This window comes from Cupriavidus sp. WKF15 (assembly GCF_029278605.1).
Classification (GTDB): Bacteria; Pseudomonadota; Gammaproteobacteria; order Burkholderiales; family Burkholderiaceae; genus Cupriavidus.
In genome coordinates, this window is record NZ_CP119572.1 from 3001863 (window position 1) to 3020025 (window position 18163).

Here is an 18163-nt window from a genome sequence, read left to right on the forward strand (position 1 = left end):
GCCAGCCCTGAAGCCAGAACCGAATCCCGCCATGCTCAACTTCGAACTCCTCACCACCGACGGCAACGCGCGCCGCGGCCGCGTCACCCTGAACCACGGCGTGGTCGAAACGCCCATCTTCATGCCGGTCGGCACCTATGGCTCGGTCAAGGCCATGTCGCCGCTGGAGCTGAACGAGATCGGCGCGCAGATCATCCTGGGCAACACCTTCCACCTGTGGCTGCGCCCGGGACTGGACGTGGTGAACAGCCATGAAGGCCTGCACCGCTTCATCGGCTGGGACAAGCCGATCCTGACCGATTCCGGCGGCTTCCAGGTGTTTTCACTGGGCGACCTGCGCAAGATCACCGAAGACGGCGTCACGTTCGCGTCGCCGGTGAATGGCGACAAGCTGTTCCTGTCGCCCGAGATCTCGATGCAGATCCAGCGCACGCTGAACTCGGACATCGTCATGCAGTTCGACGAATGCACGCCGTACGAGATCGAAGGCCGCCCCGCCACGCACGAAGAGGCCGCCAGGTCGATGCGCATGAGCCTGCGCTGGGCCAAGCGCTCGCGCGACGAATTCGAGCGCCTGGCCAACCCGAATGCGCTGTTCGGCATCGTCCAGGGCGGTATGTTCGAGGACCTGCGCGACGAATCGCTGGCCGGCCTGCCCGAGCTGGATTTCCACGGCTTCGCCATCGGCGGCCTGTCGGTGGGCGAGCCCAAGGAAGACATGATGCGCGTGCTCGAGCATGTGGCGCCGCGCCTGCCGGCCAACAAGCCCCACTACCTGATGGGCGTGGGCACGCCTGAAGACCTGGTAGCCGGCGTGGCCGCCGGGGTCGACATGTTCGACTGCGTGATGCCGACCCGCAACGCGCGCAATGGCTGGCTCTTCACGCGCTACGGCGACGTCAAGATCAGGAACGCCGCGCACCGCAACGACCCGCGCCCGCTCGACGAAGGCTGCGCCTGCTACACCTGCCGCAACTTCTCGCGCGCCTACCTGCACCACCTGCACCGCGTCGGCGAGATCCTGGGCGCGCGCCTGAATACCATCCACAACCTGCACTACTATCTGCAGCTGATGCGCGAAATGCGCGAGGCGATCGAACAACACCGCTTCAGCGACTTCCGCCGCCAGTTCGCCAGCGACCGCGCGCGCGGCACGCGCTGAGCGGCGAACTTTCCTGCGCGGCACGGTCGAATACCGCAGTCGCGCCGGGGCTTGCGCGCATCCACGCCAAGTCGTTCCGAACGCACCCCGAACAAACCCGAATTCCCGCCCCAGAATGCCGGGGCGTGCCTTGCACGGGTGATAGAATGGTCGATTACTTGAATGACTTTTGTGACGGAGAATCAACGTGCTGATTTCTAACGCATTCGCCCAGACCGCCGGTGCCGGCGGCGCAGCGGGTGGCCTGATGAGCTTCCTGCCCATCATCCTGATGTTCGCGGTGCTGTGGTTCATCATGATCCGCCCGCAGATGAAGCGCCAGAAGGAAGCCAAGGCCATGCTGGAAGCCCTTGCCAAGAACGACGAAGTCGTCACGGCCGGCGGCATCCTGGGCAAGGTGACCAAGGTGACCGATCAGTACGTCAGCCTGGAAATCGCCGCAGGCACTGAAGTCACCGTGCAGAAGAACGCCGTGACCACGGTGCTGCCGAAGGGCTCGCTGAAGTCGCTCTGATCCGTTCGCGACCCTGCCCTTTGTCTTTTCCGGCATGCCCGCTTGCGCATGCCCTGGCAGCCGCCTGATCAGCCCGTGGGCCCGCAAAGCGGCCTTTCGTGGCGGCCAGGCGGCTGTTTGCCAACCGGTCCGGCCCTGCCGGCGTGCCCCTGAGGCGCCCGGCGGACCCGCCAACCGCTGAATGACTGGCCAGAGATGAATCGTTATCCGCTTTGGAAATATCTCGTGATCCTGGTGGCCCTGGCCATCGGCATCACCTATACCTTGCCGAACTTCTTCGGCGAGGCGCCTGCCGTGCAGGTCTCCTCGGGCAAGGCCACGGTCAAGGTGGACCTCTCCATGCAGAAGCATGTGGAAGAGATCCTGGCCCAGAACCAGCTCCAGCCTGACGGCATTTTCTTCGATGTTTCCGGCCAGTCCGGCTCTGTCAAGGCGCGCTTCCGCACCGCCGACGACCAGCTCAAGGCCAAGGACGTCCTGACGCGCGCGCTCAACCCCGACGTGAACGACCCGACCTACGTGGTCGCGCTGAACCTGCTCTCGGGCTCGCCGCGCTGGCTGACCGCGATGCACGCGCTGCCGATGTACCTGGGCCTGGACCTGCGCGGCGGCGTGCACTTCCTGCTGCAGGTGGACATGAAGGGCGCCGTCGACAAGAAGCTCGACAGCCTCTCGGGTGATGCCCGCACCCTGCTGCGCGACAAGAACGTGCGCCACGGCGGCATCGACCGCGACGGCGACAAGCTGACCGTGCGCCTCAACAACGCCGACGACGCCAACCGCGCGCGCGGCATCCTGGCCGACAACCTGCGCGAGCTGGCCTTCGCCATGGACGGCAACAACGTGGTCGGCACTTTCACCGAGGCCGCCCGCAAGGCCGTGCAGGACGCCGCCGTCAAGCAGAACATCACCACCCTGCACAACCGCGTGAACGAGCTTGGCGTGGCCGAGCCCGTGATCCAGCAGCAAGGCGCCGACCGCATCGTGGTGCAGCTGCCCGGCGTGCAGGACACCGCCAAGGCCAAGGACATCATCGGCCGTACCGCCACGCTGGAAGCGCGCCTGGCCGATCCCGACGCCCCGCGCAACCCGCGCCCGGGCGACCCGGTTCCGTTTGGCGACGAACTGTTCACGCAAGGCAACGGCGCCCCGGTGATCCTGCGCAAGCAGGTGATCTTCACCGGCGACCGTATCGAAAGCGCCTCGGCCGGCTTCGACCAGAACCAGCGCCCGTCGGTCAACATCAAGCTCGACGCACAAGGCGGCCGCGTGCTGCGCGACGTCTCGCGCGAGAACATCGGCAAGCCGATGGGCATCGTGCTGTTCGAGAAGGGCAAGGGTGAAGTGCTGACCGTGGCGACAATCCAGTCGGAACTCGGCTCGAGCTTCCAGATCACCGGCTCCTACTCGACCGAGGCCGCCAACGACCTGGCGCTGCTGCTGCGCGCCGGCTCGCTGGCCGCGCCGATGGAGATCATCGAGGAACGCACCATCGGCCCGTCGCTGGGCGCGGACAACATCAAGAAGGGCTTTGACTCGGTGGCCTATGGCTTCGGCGCCATCGCCGTGTTCATGGTCCTGTACTACATGCTGTTCGGCGTATTCTCGGTCGCCGCGCTGGGCATCAACCTGCTGCTGCTGATCGCGGTGCTGTCGATGCTGCAGGCCACGCTGACACTGCCGGGCATCGCCGCTATCGCGCTGGTGCTGGGCATGGCCATCGACGCCAACGTGCTGATCAACGAGCGCATCCGCGAGGAACTGCGCGGCGGGGCCTCGCCGCAGATGGCCATCGCCGTCGGCTTCGAGCGCGCCTGGGCCACCATCCTGGACTCCAACGTCACCACGCTGATCGCGGGCCTGGCGCTGCTGGCCTTCGGCTCGGGCCCGGTGCGCGGCTTTGCCGTGGTGCACTGCCTGGGCATCCTGACCTCGATGTTCTCGGCGGTGTTCTTCAACCGTGGCCTGGTCAACCTCTGGTACGGCCGCAAGAAGAAGCTGCAGAGCGTGGCCATCGGCCAGATCTGGAAGCCGGGTGCGGACACCCCGGTCGCCAAGTAAGCACGGATTCATCAGGACAACATCATGGAATTTTTCCGCATCCGGCGCGACATTCCGTTCATGAAGCACGCGTTGGTCTTCAACGTGGTCTCCTTCCTGACGTTTGCCGCCGCCGTATTCTTCCTGTGGCACAAGGGCCTGCACCTGTCGATCGAGTTCACCGGCGGTACGGTGATGGAGGTCAACTACCAGCAGGCGGCCGACCTGGAGAAGATCCGCGGCCAGGTCGGACAGCTGGGCTACCACGACATCCAGGTGCAGAACTTCGGCACCTCGCGCGACGTCATGATCCGCCTGCCGCTGCAGAAGGGCCCGGACGGCAAGCAGGTGACTTCCGCCCAGCAGAGCGAGCAGGTCATGGGCGCGCTGCAGGCCGCCGCGCCTGACGTCAAGCTGCAACGCGTGGAGTTCGTCGGCCCGCAGGTCGGCAAGGAACTGGCGACCGACGGCCTGCTGGCACTGCTGTGCGTGGTGATCGGCATCGTGATCTACCTGTCGTTCCGCTTCGAGTGGAAGTTCGCGGTGGCGGGCATCATCGCCAACCTGCACGACGTGGTGATCATCCTGGGCTTCTTCGCGTTCTTCCAGTGGGAATTCTCGCTGTCGGTGCTGGCGGCCATCCTGGCGGTGCTCGGCTACTCGGTGAACGAGTCGGTGGTGATCTTCGACCGGATCCGCGAAGCCTTCCGCAAGTACCGCAAGATGACCACGCACGAGGTCATCGACCACGCGATCACCAGCACGATGTCGCGGACCATCATCACTCACGGCTCGACCGAAATGATGGTGCTGTCGATGTTCTTCTTCGGCGGACCCACCCTGCACTACTTCGCACTGGCGCTGACGGTCGGTATCCTGTTCGGTATCTACTCGTCGGTGTTCGTTGCCGCAGCGCTGGCCATGTGGTTCGGCGTCAAGCGCGAAGACCTGGTCAAGGGCGAGAAGAAGGCAGGCGGCACGGACCGCGACGACCCCAACTACGGCGCGCAGGCCTGAGCCTGAAGCCCCCGAGCAAAAAAAAGCGCACCCCGTGGTGCGCTTTTTTGTTGCCCGTGGGAATGGCTACCCGATCAAGACCGCCGCTCAGGCCTGCTCCGAAAACCGCTCGATCCAGATCGCCAGGCGGTCCGTCGAAAAGCTGGCCGCGCGCTCGCCGGCGCGGCAGGCAATGGTCTCGCCTTCCCGCGCGCACTGCAGCGCGCCGCCGGCCTCTTCCAGCCACAGCAGGCAGGCCAGCCACGTCGCATGCTGCGCGGACACGGCTTCGCCCACCGGCCTGGCCAGGAATTCGCTGAGCGCGGATGGCGCCGTCCACACCACGGCATCGCCTTCGCGGCGCACCATGCCATCGCCCAGCGCCTCGGTGATGATCGCCGCCGCGTCGGCGGCACCGCGCCCGGCATAGCGCGTGCGCAAGGCCGCCAACTGCGTGCCTACCGCATGGCCGAAGCTGCCACTGCGCTCGCTCTCGGCGCCCACCAGGTCGGCATAGTCGAGCCGTTGCCAGTCGGGCTCGGCATTGCGCGCGCCGGCCAGCTCGGTGGCTGCCAGATAGGTTTCAACCGGCTGGAAGCGGCCCGGGCCGACCAGGCTCGCGCACAGCGCGTGGACCATGCCGATGCGCGTGGCCACGGTCTGGGTCTGCAGCACGCTCAGCTTCTCGCGCACGAGCTGGTCGCGCTCCTTGCGCAGGCCGGCCATTTCCAGCGCCTGCTTCAGCTCCATGCGCAGCGCGGTGATATCCCACGGCTTCTTGATATAGCGGTGGATCTGCCCCTGGTTGACGGCCTCGACGGTCTGGTCCAGCTCCGAGTAAGCCGTGGTCAGGATCCGCACGATATGGGGATAGCGTTCGCGCGCATGGCGCAGCAGCTCATTGCCGTACTCTCCGGGCATGCGCTGGTCGGACACCAGCACCGCCAGGCTGTCCGCGTGCGCTTCGAGCAGCGTCTTGCCCTCTTCCACCGAGCCGGCGGTCACCACAGGGGCCAGCGCGCCGATGGCGCGCTGGAAATATTTGACGGCTGTCGCCTCGTCGTCGACGAACAGAATCGCCGGGGGTGGTGCCTGGGTGGCAATCGGTTCGCTCATCGGTCACTCCTGTGCATTCGATTCTTGAAATTTGGGAAGTCCAGCGTCACCGTCGTGCCGGCCCCGGACGCTGAGGCGATCCGGATGCCGCCGCCGAACGACTGCATGACGCGGTTGCAGAAAATCATGCCGAGGCCGCTGCCGCCTGCCCCGGCGTGGGTGGTGACGGGGTCCACCAGTAGTCGTTCCATCACTTCGGGCGGAATCCCGGGCCCGTTGTCGCAGATGCGGATCTCCTGCCGCGGCTTCGCCACTACGATAAATCGCAGCAATGGCGCGCCGATGTCGCCGAGCGCGCGCAACGCGTTGCTCATGACCGAGGAGAGCACCAGTGCCACGCAATTGGGCAGCGTCTGCACGGGGAAGTCGCCATGCATCTCCACCTGTACCCAGTTGCGCTGGTCGCCGGTAAAGGGATAGGTGTCCAGCAGCGACGCGACCAGCGCACCCGCGCTCACCTCGGCGCCGGGCTCCTGCCGCGCCGGCGCGCTGCCTGCGCTGCTGCGCACGGATTGCAGGAACGACGACAGCACCGCCAGGCAATACTGGGCGTTGTCGTGCATCGCGCTGGCGGCCTGGCCGATCTCGCCCTGGCGCTGCGCGCTGTATTCCGCCGCCACGCGGCCTTCAATGCCACGTGCGAAATTGGCGATGGCCGCCAGCGGCGTGTTCAGTTCGTGGGCCAGGAAGGCGAGCGTCTCGTCGATGGCCATCAGCCGCTGCTGCCGCAGGGCCCGCTCGCGCGAACGCTCCACGGCCAGCCGCAGCACATTGCGCACGTCGCCGACGCTCAGCGGCTTTTCCAGGATGCGGAACACCTCGCCGCTGTTGACCGTCTGCAGCAGCACGTCCTTGTCGGCGTAAGCCGTGACGAGGATACGCACGACCTGCGGGAATTCCTCTGCCACCTGGCGCAGCAGGTCGCCGCCGTCGCGCCCTGGCATGCGGAAGTCGGTCACCAGGATGACCGTGCGCGCGCCCTCCGCACGCAGCATGTCGATGGCTTGATCGGCACCGGTTGCGATCAGAACCTCATACTCGTTGCCGACGGCGCGCGCAAAGTATTTGCACGCCATCTCTTCATCGTCGACATAGAGCACAGTGGGCCGTGCCTGCTGGACTTCGCTCATGGCCGGGTCACTCCGCGCGCGGCAGGTCGAAGCTGAAGGCGGCCCACTGGCCGACTTCGCTTTCGGCATAGAGCTGGCCGCCGTGCCGCTCGATCACCGCATAGCTGATCGACAGGCCCAGGCCCAGTCCCTGCCCCACGTCGCGCGTCGTAAAGAAGGGTTCAAACACGCGCGCCAGGTGCTCCGGGGCGATGCCCGGGCCATTGTCCTGCACGCGCACATGTAGCCGGCTCTCCACCCACCTGACCGTGGTATGGATCGCCGGTGCCGTCGTGCCTGCCTTGCGCATGGCCAGCGCGGCATTGGAAAAAAGGTTGATCAGCACGCCGATGACGGCGGCTTCGTCGCCGAGCACCAGCGTGTCATCAGGCAGGTCGCGCGTCACCTTGACGCCGCGCAGTTCGTGGGCCGTCAGGCGGATGGAGGAATCGAGCGCCTTCTCGAACAGGAACGGCGTGCCCTCGACCTCGGCACCGGGCTTGCGGTAGGCAAAGGTCTTCAGGTCGGACACGATATGCTGGATGCGCTGCATCCCCTGCTTGGCATCGACCAGGCACTCCTCCAGCGACGGGTTCTCCTTGGCCTGCGGCTCTTCCATGGCCACCTCGATCGCCATCAGGCAGAAGTTGACCGGGTTGTTGACCTCGTGCAGCAGGCCGGCCGCGAGCGTGCCGATCGCGGCCATCTTCTCCTGCTGCAGCATCTGGCCCTTGATGTCGACGAGCTTGCGGTTGATGACTTCCAGCTCGGCGTTCTTTTCCGCCACTTCGGCCTTGAGCCGGAACAGCATGAAACGCGCGCGCTCGTTGAAGAAGGTATAGACGCCGCTGGCCGCCGCGGCGAACAGCAGGAACAGCGAATTGACGATAAACGTGCCCATCGGCTCGATGCCGCCGGAATGCAGCAGGCAGGCCAGCGCATACAGCAGGTACGAGAGCATGCCGAACACCAGGTTCTGCCACAGCCCGAACGGCAGCGCGATGCCCGAGGCGAAGATCGCCAGGTTGAGCCCCACGTAGTACGGCGATTCCACGCCCTCGGTCTGCGAGATCATCCACGCGATCATGATCTGCGGCAGCAGCAGCCAGGTCAGCGTGAGCCAGGGCGCGAAACGCCGCCCGGCCGCGCTGTAGAGCATGACCACCACGCCGGCGATCAGCAGCGACACCACCACGCGCGCGAGCCCGAAGACGAGTTGCTGCTGCGGATACTGGCCGTAGTCCAGCCCGACCCCGAGCAGCACCAGCACGATGGCGGTATAGGCACCGCCGCGGCTGAACGCGAGGCGAAAATCCGCCAGTTCGGACTGGTAGCCCGCATATAGTTGGTTCGTACTCATGACCTGGTCCGGTGGTACTCCGCCGCGCCGGCTGGCTGGCGCGGAACGGTGTACGGTCAGTGCCTCATTGAATGGTCGCTTCGGCAAACACGTTGACGCCGGTGGCATCGACATAGACCCGGTGCTCGCACGAATTATCGGGCAGCAGCGCCAGCATGCCCGGGTCGTCCCGATAGATCAGGTACCACTCCAGCAGGTGCTCCATGCCGAATTTCTCCGGATTGTCCGCATGCACGTTGGTGACAAGTACCTGCCCGCCGGGCCGGGTGCGCGACGCGAAGTACGACAGCAGTCGCGAACACACCTTGTCGGACAGGTAGTCGAAGAGGCCCGCGCAATAGACGGCATCGAATTCCCTGGCATCGAAATCGTCCGCAGCGATGCGCCGCTTGAGCAGTTCATGCACCGACTGGTGAACCATCTCCACCGAAACCTTGTGCCCGGCCTGCGCGGCGGCGCGCTCGATCGAGGCCTTGGTGTATTCGAGGGTCTCTTCGCTGAAGTCGACGAGCTGGAACGAGAGCATTTCCGGGCGTTCGTATTCGCGGACAAAGCGCTGGATTTCGAAGGCCGGGCCGCAACCCACGTTCAGCAAACGGAACGGGCGTCCGGCCACCGTAGCACGCTCGGCCTGCCGCTTCAGGAAGTCGATCAGCAGGTCGATGCGGTTGCGGTGGGCCGTGGCGACCGCCGCCTTGAGGAAGGCGGTGTTGACGATCTGGAAGTAGGTGGTGGGCCCCTGCTGCGGATCGCCCAGGATCTGGTTCACCATCTCGTAGTCACCAGCGTAGCCAAGCGGCTTGGTGAAGGTCCGGTAGACGAACGGCGCGCGCAGCAGCAGCGGGTGCAGCGCCGCCTGGGCGTAGGTGCGGTGCACCGGGGCGATCTCCGGATCGACGCGCTGCGCCTCTTCCTCGAGCCAGTCGAGATAGCGCTTGGTGCGGCCCATGATCGGCGTGGCGAGCTCGTAGAACACGTCCTCGCGCAGGCGGCCGTCGACCTTGGGCAGCGACTCGGTCAGGTCGACCTGCTCCACCCAGCGCGACACCTCTGACAGGAACGCGCGCATCTCGTTGACCACGATCTGGTAGTCGCGCCGGATGTTGAAGCGCGCGTCCCAGTCCTGCACGAACAGTTCGGCCTCGCGGGCGACCGACTTGGGCTCGTTGTTGAGGTCGCTGAGCTCGCGCCATTCGTCGATCAGCGTCAGCGACACCACCGCGGTCAGGCCGGTATTCACCAGGCTCATGACCACGGCCTTGCCAAGGTAGGCGTTCTTTGCCCCCATCCGGACACTGAGCTCGCTCAGCACCTCGCTGACCTGCACGATCGAATACGGATTGTAGATTTCCATCACCAGAGACTTTCTCTGGAGATTGATGATCGTGCCCCGCACCTGCTCACCCTGCGAGTTGCGGAAACTGACCACCGGATCGATTTGCGTTTTGGAATACACAGTATTGCGCCAGGGGGAAATCCGAGAAACGCTGCGGGCCATACAGGCTGGCAGATCGGCCGGGTACGGCGTGCAGGGGCGAGTGGGACGCGGAAAGGCTACCGGAACGGGGAACGACAGCGAAGGCTCATAGTAATGCGCAATTGCCTGAGTTTTGGCGCGAAGGCCAGCGTGCCCCGCAGGCGGGCGGGCGCCATTGCCTGCACCGGTGATGGTGAAATGCCGCGGACCATTGTACTGTGGCTGCCGCATGTCGTACAACCAAGTGCACGACTCGCCCTCCCCATGAAGGCAGCTCAAGAAAAAAAGCCGGCGAATGCCGGCTTTTCGGGTGCTGCGGGTGGCGGCGGGAACCGGCCGCGGCTTCGGGCTTACTCTGCCCGGACGCCTTCGACCTGGATCGCCAGCTTGACCTGGGGATTGAAGCCCATCTTCACGCCATAGTCGACGCCGAAATCGGCGCGGTTGAACTGGCCGACGGCGTCGGCGCCGCAGGCCTCGCGCTTGAGCATCGGATGCTGGATGCACTTGAAGTCGCGGATTTCCAGCTTCACCGGCTTGGACACGCCGTGCAGGGTCAGCACGCCCTCCACTTCGGTCGGGACGTCGCCCTTGAACTTGCTGAACTTGCCCTTGTAGCTGGCTTCAGGGAAAGCCTCGACGTCGAACATGTCGGGGCTCTTGGCATGCTGGTTCAGCTTGGCATTGCCGAAGTCGATCGAAGCCGGGTCGATCTTCACGTCCACCGTGCCGCTCTTGGCGACGCGGTCCAGCGTGACGACGCCGCTGGACTTCTCGAACTTGCCGCGCCAGGTCGACAGGCCGCCGAGGTGGTCGGCCTCGAAGCTCGGGTAGGTATGGGTCGGATCGAGGTTATAGGTCACGGTATTGGCCGAAGCCACGCCAAAGGCGGCGGTTGCAGCAACGGCCGCCACGGCGGTCATGAGGGTACGCAGTTTCATGGGATCTCCCGACAAAAGGTTGGAGAGGAACATCAACGGGAATGGCAACAGCTGTTCAGTTCGTAAAGCCCGGCGCTGCCGGGTTTCACTTCTTTGCTGCCGTCACGATACGGAACTTGATCTGCACGTCGTCGGCGACCACGGAAGTGTCCTTCCATTCGCCGTCGCCGATATTGAAGGCCGTGCGCTTGATCGGCAGCACGCCTTCGAACACCTGGGCACCACCGTCCTGCCGATAGGTGGCCGGAATGACGATGTCCTGGGTCTTGCCCTTGATGGTCAGCTTGCCGGCCACTTCGTACTTGCCCGGCGTGCCGTTCTTGATGCTGGTCGACTGGAACACGGCCTTCGGGTACTTCGCCGCGTCGAACCAATCCTTGCCCTTCACTTCCTTGGTGGTCTCGGCGTCGGCGATCTCGAAGCTCGACACATCGATCTCGACCTTGGCCGACGACGCCGCGAGCTTGGCGGGATCAAAGTCGACGTTCGCGTCAAACTTCTTGAACTTGCCTTCCATGGGCACGCCGATCTGGCGCGCCACTGCGGTCACCGAGCTTTTGGCGGTGTCGATCTGCGCCCAGGCAAGGTTGGCGGCAACACCGGTGGTGGCCAGCACCGTGGCCAGCAGCAGCGAACCGGGGCGGGGAATACGTTTCATCAATGACTCCTGTCAGTGGACGGCGCCCTGCGCCGCGCATCAGAACCGAAAAGGGACTTCCCGAACAATGGCTACCGCAGGGGCAGGCCTGCGCACGCGTGGCTTAGCGCAGGAACGGCAGCATGCGGCCAAGCGTGCCGTCGCGATCGACGACCTGGTGCTTGATGGCAGCGGCCGCATGCACCGCGACCACGCCGGCCATCAGGTAGTTCAGCCAGACGTGCACAAGCTTGAAAACTTCCTTCAGTGCTTCGTTGGGCTCGATCAGCACCGGCATCTTCCACAAGCCCAGGTAGACCACCGGCACACCCGCGGCCAGGCTGTACAGATAGCCCGTGACAGGGACCACGATGATCAGCACGTAAAGCAGGTGGTGGGCACCGGCGGCGGCCTTGGCCTGCCATGCCGGCGTGCCTGGCGCGACCGGCGGTGCGGCATGCGTGGCGCGCCAGAGCACGCGCAGCACGGCGATGATGAAAACGGTCACACCCAGCCATTTGTGCCACGAAAACAGCTTGAGCTTGGTCGGCGTCAGCCCCGGGATGCCGGTCATGTACCAGCCGAGCCCGAAGGCGGCGAAGATCAGCAGGGCAATGATCCAGTGCAGGCCGATGGCCGTGGCACCGTAGCCGCTAGCGTTGGCGTTCGAACGCATCAAATTCCTCTGCCCGTGTCGCGGGCGTTTCACAATTTTGGGCAAGTCTGCAACGGGGAGTTTGGCTCCGCGCTTCCGATTCTCGCATTATTGCGGCGGAATGTGCGCAGATGCAGGACAGTCCTTAATTAAGTTATTCAAATCATTTGAAGCGACATTCCGCCGCAGGGCACGGATATGGCTTCATCGCCGTTACAAATCGGCATAGGAGGCAGCCATCCGGGCTGCGCCCCTGCCACACCACCCGGCATGCGGGTCCGCACCGGGCGGTTCGAGAGGTTGAGGTTAAGCAAGGCGAGGCATCCCCAGTAGGTCGAAGAAGGCGATATTCAGCACGCGGTTTAGCTCGCCATCGCTGTTGCGCCACCAGCAGCGGCTGTTGGCCGCCACCCGCTGGGCTGTCGCATGCGCAGCCCCCAGCGCCCGCAATTCCCGGTAGATCGTAGTGCCGTAGCGCCAATGCTTGAGTTGGATCGCGCGCAACCGATGACGCATCCATTCGTCCAGCTTTCGCCAGACATGAGGTGTTTGCGCCAGCCGGAAGTAGGCCTTCCAACCCCGTACATATGGCTGCAGCCGCTCCACGACCGCACGTAGACTCCGGCCGCCTGAGCGACCGGTCAGTTCGCGGATGCGTTGTTTGAACGTCAGCAGCGGCTTAACGGCCACCTTGCGCTTGACCACTCCTGCGGCTACCCAGAAGCTGTAGCCGAGGAATTTGCGGCCAAACGCGCTCGCCACCGCGCTCTTTGCCTCGTTGACCTTCAGGCGCAACTTGCCGTACAGCCGCCGCAACAGCGCCATCACCCGCTCGCCCGCCCTCCGACTGCGAACGTACACGTTCGCATCGTCGGCGTAGCGCACGAAGCAATGGCCTCGGCACTCCAACTCCTTGTCCACCTCATCGAGCAGCACGTTGGCCAGCAACGGCGACAGGGGACCGCCCTGCGGCGTGCCCTCGTACCGTTGCAGCACCACCCCGCCATCCATCAGCCCGCTGTTCAGATACGCCCGGACCAGCCGGATGACTCCGGGGTCCTCGATGCGCTTCTGTAGGCGATCAATCAGGATGTCGTGGTTGACTCGGTCAAAAAATTTTTCCAAGTCCACGTCCACCACTATTCGCCGACCCGATTGCACGTACGACTGTGCGGCTAGCACCGCGTCGTGCGCACGCCTGCCGGGACGGAAGCCATAGCTATGCTCGCTGAAGGTAGGGTCCAGAATCGGCTGCAATACCTGCAACAGCGCCTGCTGGATCAACCGATCCGTCACCGTCGCGATACCAAGCTCACGCTCGCCTCCGTCCGGCTTCGGAATCGTTACCCGCCGTACCGGACTGGGCCGGTACGTCCCCTTGAGCAGTTGCTGGCGAATCTCCGGCCACGCCGACACCAGATGGCGAGCGGTCTGATCAATATCCAGACCGTCTACGCCAGCGGCACCCTTGTTGCGTCGGACCCGCCTGAACGCCTGCTTCAGGTTCTCTCGCGTCAGCGCCGCTGCCAGCAGCGCCGACCCTGTGTCCTCCGGTTCGCGTCGCGGGCCGCCGGCTTCGTCACGAGCGAGTTCCCGGCCGGCTTCACCGTCCGTTTCCCTCGCTCGCCCCGCTCGCGCGGGCTTCTGACGCAATGCCTGTTGCATCGACACGGCTTCGAACACTCCCTCTCGTTCGGTCCTTCGTCGGTGGACTCGAGCCTTCCCGGCGCTACCCCCAACTAATATGACCTCTGCTGAGACCCCGCTCCGGCTCGACGCCGTCGCCCTTTCAGGCGCAAGGCGGGGCGTCCCCAGGTAAGAACGCACTCCTTCGCTGCACAACCGCCGGATTTACGCCGCCTCCCCTTGATCACAAGAACTTCGCGGAATTGCGCCCGCTCGTCCTGGTCGGCACCGCCTTCTATCCGGTTCGTGTCCCTCGGCTCGCAGCTTCGCTCCACGCTTCCTCCCCACGCTCGGTCACCCTCACGCAGTTGCGCTTCGCTTCGTTCGCTGTGATCAACTTACGGTGGGACTTGCACCCACAAGAGTGCGCCCATGCTGGGCGCACGCAAAAAAGCCACCCGATCGGGTGGCTTTCTTGCGTCGCACGGAACAGGCTAGCGTCAGATCCGCTCGGCCAGTACCACGGCCTTGCCGATATAGCTGGCCGGCGTCATGGCGAGCAGCAGGTCCTTGGCGTCCTGCGGAATGGCCAGGCCGGTGATGAACGTCTGCAGCGCCTCGCGCGAGATGCCCTTGCCGCGGGTCAGCTCCTTGAGCTGCTCGTACGGGTTGGGCACGCCGAAGCGGCGCATCACGGTCTGGACCGGCTCGGCCAGCACTTCCCAGCAGTTGTCGAGGTCTTCGTTGAGGCGCTCGGGGTTGGTTTCCAGCTTGCCCAGGCCGCGCAGGCAGGCCTCGTAGGCCAGCAGGCTGTAGCCGAAGGCCACGCCGATATTGCGCAGCACGGTCGAATCGGTCAGGTCGCGCTGCCAGCGCGACACCGGCAGCTTTTCCGACAGGTGGCGCAGCACCGCGTTGGCCAGGCCCAGGTTGCCTTCCGAGTTTTCGAAGTCGATCGGGTTGACCTTGTGCGGCATGGTCGACGAACCGATCTCGCCGGCCTTGGTCTTCTGCTTGAAGTAGCCCACCGAGATATAGCCCCAGATATCGCGGTTCAGGTCCAGCAGGATGGTGTTGGCGCGCGCCACGGCGTCGAACAGCTCGGCCATGTAGTCGTGCGGCTCGATCTGGATGGTGTACGGGTTGAAGGTCAGGCCCAGGCGGGTTTCGATGACCTGCTTCGAGAACGCTTCCCAGTCGAACGTCGGGTAGGCCGACAGGTGCGCGTTGTAATTGCCCACGGCACCGTTCATCTTGCCGAGCAGTTCCACGCGCTCGATGCGCTCGATGGCGCGCGCCAGGCGCGCGGCCACGTTGGCCATTTCCTTGCCCAGCGTGGTCGGGCTGGCCGGCTGGCCGTGGGTGCGCGACAGCATCGGCTGGGCCGCATTGGCCTTGGCCAGTTCCACCAGGCGCGCATGCACGCGCTTGAGCGCCGGCACCACCACGGCTTCGCGCGCGCCCTTGAGCATCATGCCGTGCGAGGTGTTGTTGATATCTTCCGAGGTGCAGGCGAAGTGGATGAACTCGCTCGCCGCTTCCAGTTCGGCGTTGCCCTTGACCTGCTCCTTGAGCCAGTACTCGACCGCCTTGACGTCGTGGTTGGTAACCGCCTCGATTTCCTTGATACGGGCCGCGTCGGCTTCGGAAAACTTGTCAACCAGGGCCAGCAGCGCGGCTTCCGAGGCCGACGAGAACTTCGGCATGTCGGGCAGGCCGGTCTTGGCCAGCGCGATCAGCCAGTGCACTTCGACCTTGACGCGGTTGCGCATGAAAGCGGCTTCGGACAGCCATTCGCGCAGCGCATCGGCCTTGGAGGCATAGCGGCCATCGATGGGGGACAGGGCGGTGAGCGGCGAAAGCGAAGAGATGGACATGCTGGCAACCGGGGAGAATGAGGGGTATGGGACGGATCGCAGGCGCGCGCCAGGCGTGGGGGGCGCCCCGCGGGCAACTGGCAAGCGGCCAATGCGCCGCACCGCGTGCTCGCTGCGACTGACGGCGCTGACGGGCCGGCGCCGCGCAACGGGCGATTTTACCACCCATGCCGCAATATCGGGGCAACGCTCCAGCATAGCCATGGGGCATCCGTACGGGAGGCCTCGTTCGCCATGCGGCGCGGGTATACTCGCGCTCGCCGTTCCGCTAGCCTGTTATGAAGTGCATCGGGCAAGCATCGGAGCCACTGGGCTCCTGCGTCGCTTGCCGCCGAGCGTCGATGCACTTCATAACAAGCTCGAGGGGAGAAAATGAAGCTGTTCGCGTCCCAAACCAGTCCCTACGCGCGCAAGGTGCGCGTAGTGATGGCGGAAAAGAAGATCGACTACCAGTTGATCGAAGAGAACGTCTGGTCAGCCGATACGGTGATCGGCCAATACAATCCGCTCGGCAAGGTGCCATGCCTGGTCATGGAGGACGGCAGCTCGATCTATGACTCGCGCGTGATCGTCGAATACGTCGACACGCTCACGCCGGTCAGCCGCCTGATTCCGCAAGGCGGCCGCGAACGCCTGGAAGTGCGCTGCTGGGAAGCGCTGGCCGATGGCCTGCTCGATGCCGCCCTGCTGGCGCGCCTGGAGAACACCCAGCGCGAACCGCACGAGCGTAGCGAGCGCTGGGTGCAGCGCCAGCTTGGCAAGATCCACGCCGCGCTGGCCGCCATGTCGAACGGCCTGGCGGATCGTCCATGGTGCAGCGGCAACCACTATTCGCTCGCCGACGTGGCCGTGGGCTGTGCGCTGTCCTATCTGGATTTCCGCTTTCCGGAAATCAACTGGCGCGAGCGCCATCCGAACCTGGCGACGTACCACGAGAAGCTCGCCAAGCGCCAGTCGTTCATCGACACGGAACCGCCGCAGGCCTGAGCGCCGGCGCCAAGAAACAAAAACGCCCGCATGCGGGCGTTTTTGCTTTCAGGCTGCGCTCACTGCGCCGACTGGATGATGCCGCCGCCCAGGCAGACGTCACCGTCGTACAGCACCGCCGACTGGCCCGGCGTGACAGCCCACTGCGCTTCGGCAAACGCGAGCCTGAGCGTGTCGCCGTCCGCCGCTTCGACCACGCACGGCGCATCGCTCTGGCGGTAGCGCGTCTTCGCCGCCATAGCGGCACCGGCCGCAGGCGGCTCCCCTGCCACCCAGGACAGGTCGGCGGCGATCAGCGTGGGCGTCAGCAGCCATGGATGGTCGTGGCCCTGCACGACGTAGAGCGTATTGTTCGCCATGTCCTTGCGCGCCACGTACCATGCGTCGCCATTGCCGTCGCGGCTGCCGCCGAGGCCGATGCCCTTGCGCTGCCCGAGCGTGTAGAAGGCCAGCCCGATATGCTCGCCGACCACCTTGCCGTCGGGCGTCTTCATCGGGCCCGGCTTGGTCGGCAGGTAGCGGTTCAGGAAATCGCGGAACGGCCGCTCGCCGATGAAGCAGATGCCGGTCGAGTCCTTTTTCTTGGCGTTCGGCAGGCCGATCTCGGCGGCGATCTCGCGCACGCGGGTCTTCGGGATCTCGCCCAGCGGGAACAGCGTGCGCGAGAGCTGCGCCTGGTTCAGGCGGTGCAGGAAGTAGCTCTGGTCCTTGGTATGGTCCAGCGCCTTGAGCAGCTCGAAACGGCCGGCCGCGTTCTGACGCACGCGCGCATAGTGACCCGTGGCAATGGTCTCGGCGCCCAGCGACATGGCGTGGTCGAGAAATGCCTTGAACTTGATCTCGGCATTGCACAGCACGTCGGGGTTCGGCGTACGGCCAGCAGAATACTCGCGCAGGAAATCGGCGAACACGCGGTCCTTGTACTCGGCGGCAAAGTTCACCGCCTCGACATCCACGCCGATCAGGTCGGCCACGGACACCACGTCAAGCCAGTCCTGACGCGTGGAGCAGTATTCGCTGTCGTCGTCGTCTTCCCAGTTCTTCATGAACAGGCCGATGACTTCATAGCCCTGCTGCTTGAGCAACCACGCGGTGACCGACGAATCGACCCCGCCCGACATGCCGACCACGACCCGCTTGCCGCTCACGATGCGTCTCCGTTGGCCAGCACCGACGGGTGCGTGTAGAGCGCGTCGAGCGCAAAGCGCTTGCCGGCCAGATAGTCATCGACGCAGGCCTGCACCAGGGGCGTGCGGTGACGCTCGGGGCAGGCGCGGATCTCGTCGGCACTCATCCACACGGTGCGCACGATGCCGGTATCGAGCTGGCGGCCCGCGTCGAGCGAGCCCAGGTCGCCCGTGAAGGCAAAACGCACATAGGTCACGTCGGTGCCCGTGCGCGACGACAGCGCCCGGCCCATATAGCAGCCCAGCAGCGCGCGCGGCTCGAAGGTATGCGCGGTCTCTTCCAGCGTTTCGCGGATGACGGCGCGGATCAGGCTTTCGCCCGGATCCAGGTGGCCCGCGGGCTGGTTCAGCCGCAAGCCGTCACGGGTTTCTTCTTCCACCAGCAGGAACCGCCCGCCGCGCTCGATGACCGCGGCAACCGTCACGCTGGCATTCCAGTCACGTGGCATGATGCACATTTTTTAGGCAATCTGGCATTT

16 protein-coding genes are annotated in these 18163 nt (G+C 65.0%); 5 read left to right on the forward strand and 11 right to left on the reverse strand.

From position 1 onward, the window contains the following. Positions 1-31 precede the first annotated feature (31 nt). The 4 genes from tgt (at position 32) to secF (ending at position 4733) form a co-directional block, all read left to right on the forward strand. A complete protein-coding gene (gene tgt, locus CupriaWKF_RS13920) occupies positions 32-1162 on the forward strand; it encodes a tRNA guanosine(34) transglycosylase Tgt (protein ID WP_276098433.1) in 1131 nt (376 codons plus the stop codon). 187 nt (positions 1163-1349) lie between these two features. Then, complete coding sequence (gene yajC, locus CupriaWKF_RS13925) at positions 1350-1676, forward strand: preprotein translocase subunit YajC (RefSeq protein ID WP_276098434.1); 327 nt, start codon at positions 1350-1352, stop codon at positions 1674-1676. Between the two features lie 195 nt (positions 1677-1871). Beyond that, a complete protein-coding gene (secD, locus tag CupriaWKF_RS13930) occupies positions 1872-3737 on the forward strand; it encodes a protein translocase subunit SecD (RefSeq protein WP_276098435.1) in 1866 nt (621 codons plus the stop codon). Between the two features lie 24 nt (positions 3738-3761). Then, positions 3762-4733 (forward strand): protein translocase subunit SecF, encoded by a 972-nt coding sequence (gene secF, locus CupriaWKF_RS13935; protein WP_276098436.1) that lies wholly within the window; start codon positions 3762-3764, stop codon positions 4731-4733. Between the two features lie 87 nt (positions 4734-4820). Here the strand turns inward: secF and CupriaWKF_RS13940 are convergent, their stop codons facing one another. The 9 genes from CupriaWKF_RS13940 to purB all read right to left on the reverse strand — a co-directional run bounded on the left by CupriaWKF_RS13940 (position 4821) and on the right by purB (position 15510). Further along, complete coding sequence (locus CupriaWKF_RS13940; RefSeq protein WP_276098437.1) at positions 4821-5828, reverse strand: response regulator; 1008 nt, start codon at positions 5826-5828, stop codon at positions 4821-4823. Continuing rightward, complete coding sequence (locus tag CupriaWKF_RS13945; RefSeq protein WP_276098438.1) at positions 5825-6958, reverse strand: hybrid sensor histidine kinase/response regulator; 1134 nt, start codon at positions 6956-6958, stop codon at positions 5825-5827. Before CupriaWKF_RS13945 ends, CupriaWKF_RS13940 begins: the two co-directional genes overlap by 4 nt. A 7-nt stretch (positions 6959-6965) precedes the next feature. Further along, positions 6966-8297: a HAMP domain-containing sensor histidine kinase gene (locus CupriaWKF_RS13950; RefSeq protein WP_276098439.1), complete on the reverse strand. Its 1332-nt coding sequence runs from the start codon at positions 8295-8297 to the stop codon at positions 6966-6968. A 64-nt stretch (positions 8298-8361) separates the two neighbouring features. After that, positions 8362-9753, reverse strand: a complete 1392-nt coding sequence (locus CupriaWKF_RS13955) for a class I SAM-dependent methyltransferase (protein ID WP_276098440.1) — start codon at positions 9751-9753, stop codon at positions 8362-8364. 371 nt (positions 9754-10124) lie between these two features. Next, positions 10125-10715, reverse strand: coding sequence for a YceI family protein (locus tag CupriaWKF_RS13960; RefSeq protein WP_276098441.1), 591 nt, complete (start codon positions 10713-10715; stop codon positions 10125-10127). 85 nt (positions 10716-10800) lie between these two features. Further along, entirely contained in the window at positions 10801-11373 is a 573-nt protein-coding gene (locus CupriaWKF_RS13965) for a YceI family protein (protein ID WP_276098442.1), read from the reverse strand. 103 nt (positions 11374-11476) lie between these two features. Further along, the gene (locus CupriaWKF_RS13970; protein ID WP_276098443.1) at positions 11477-12028 is read right to left on the reverse strand and encodes a cytochrome b; all 552 of its coding nucleotides are present in this window, start codon (positions 12026-12028) and stop codon (positions 11477-11479) included. Between the two features lie 285 nt (positions 12029-12313). Further along, positions 12314-13678, reverse strand: a complete 1365-nt coding sequence (gene ltrA / locus CupriaWKF_RS13975; RefSeq protein ID WP_276100660.1) for a group II intron reverse transcriptase/maturase — start codon at positions 13676-13678, stop codon at positions 12314-12316. A 455-nt stretch (positions 13679-14133) separates the two neighbouring features. Beyond that, on the reverse strand, positions 14134-15510 hold the full coding sequence (purB, locus tag CupriaWKF_RS13980; protein WP_276098444.1) for an adenylosuccinate lyase: 1377 nt from the start codon (positions 15508-15510) through the stop codon (positions 14134-14136). A gap of 372 nt (positions 15511-15882) precedes the next feature. On the opposite strand from purB, the gene CupriaWKF_RS13985 reads away from it, so the two are divergent. Next, positions 15883-16497, forward strand: a complete 615-nt coding sequence (locus CupriaWKF_RS13985) for a glutathione S-transferase C-terminal domain-containing protein (RefSeq protein ID WP_276098445.1) — start codon at positions 15883-15885, stop codon at positions 16495-16497. 59 nt (positions 16498-16556) lie between these two features. Here CupriaWKF_RS13985 and mnmA read toward each other — a convergent pair whose 3' ends face one another. Both mnmA and CupriaWKF_RS13995 read right to left on the reverse strand, forming a co-directional pair. After that, on the reverse strand, positions 16557-17645 hold the full coding sequence (mnmA, locus tag CupriaWKF_RS13990; RefSeq protein WP_276098446.1) for a tRNA 2-thiouridine(34) synthase MnmA: 1089 nt from the start codon (positions 17643-17645) through the stop codon (positions 16557-16559). After that, positions 17642-18133, reverse strand: coding sequence for an NUDIX hydrolase (locus CupriaWKF_RS13995; protein ID WP_276098447.1), 492 nt, complete (start codon positions 18131-18133; stop codon positions 17642-17644). Before CupriaWKF_RS13995 ends, mnmA begins: the two co-directional genes overlap by 4 nt. Positions 18134-18163 lie beyond the last annotated feature (30 nt).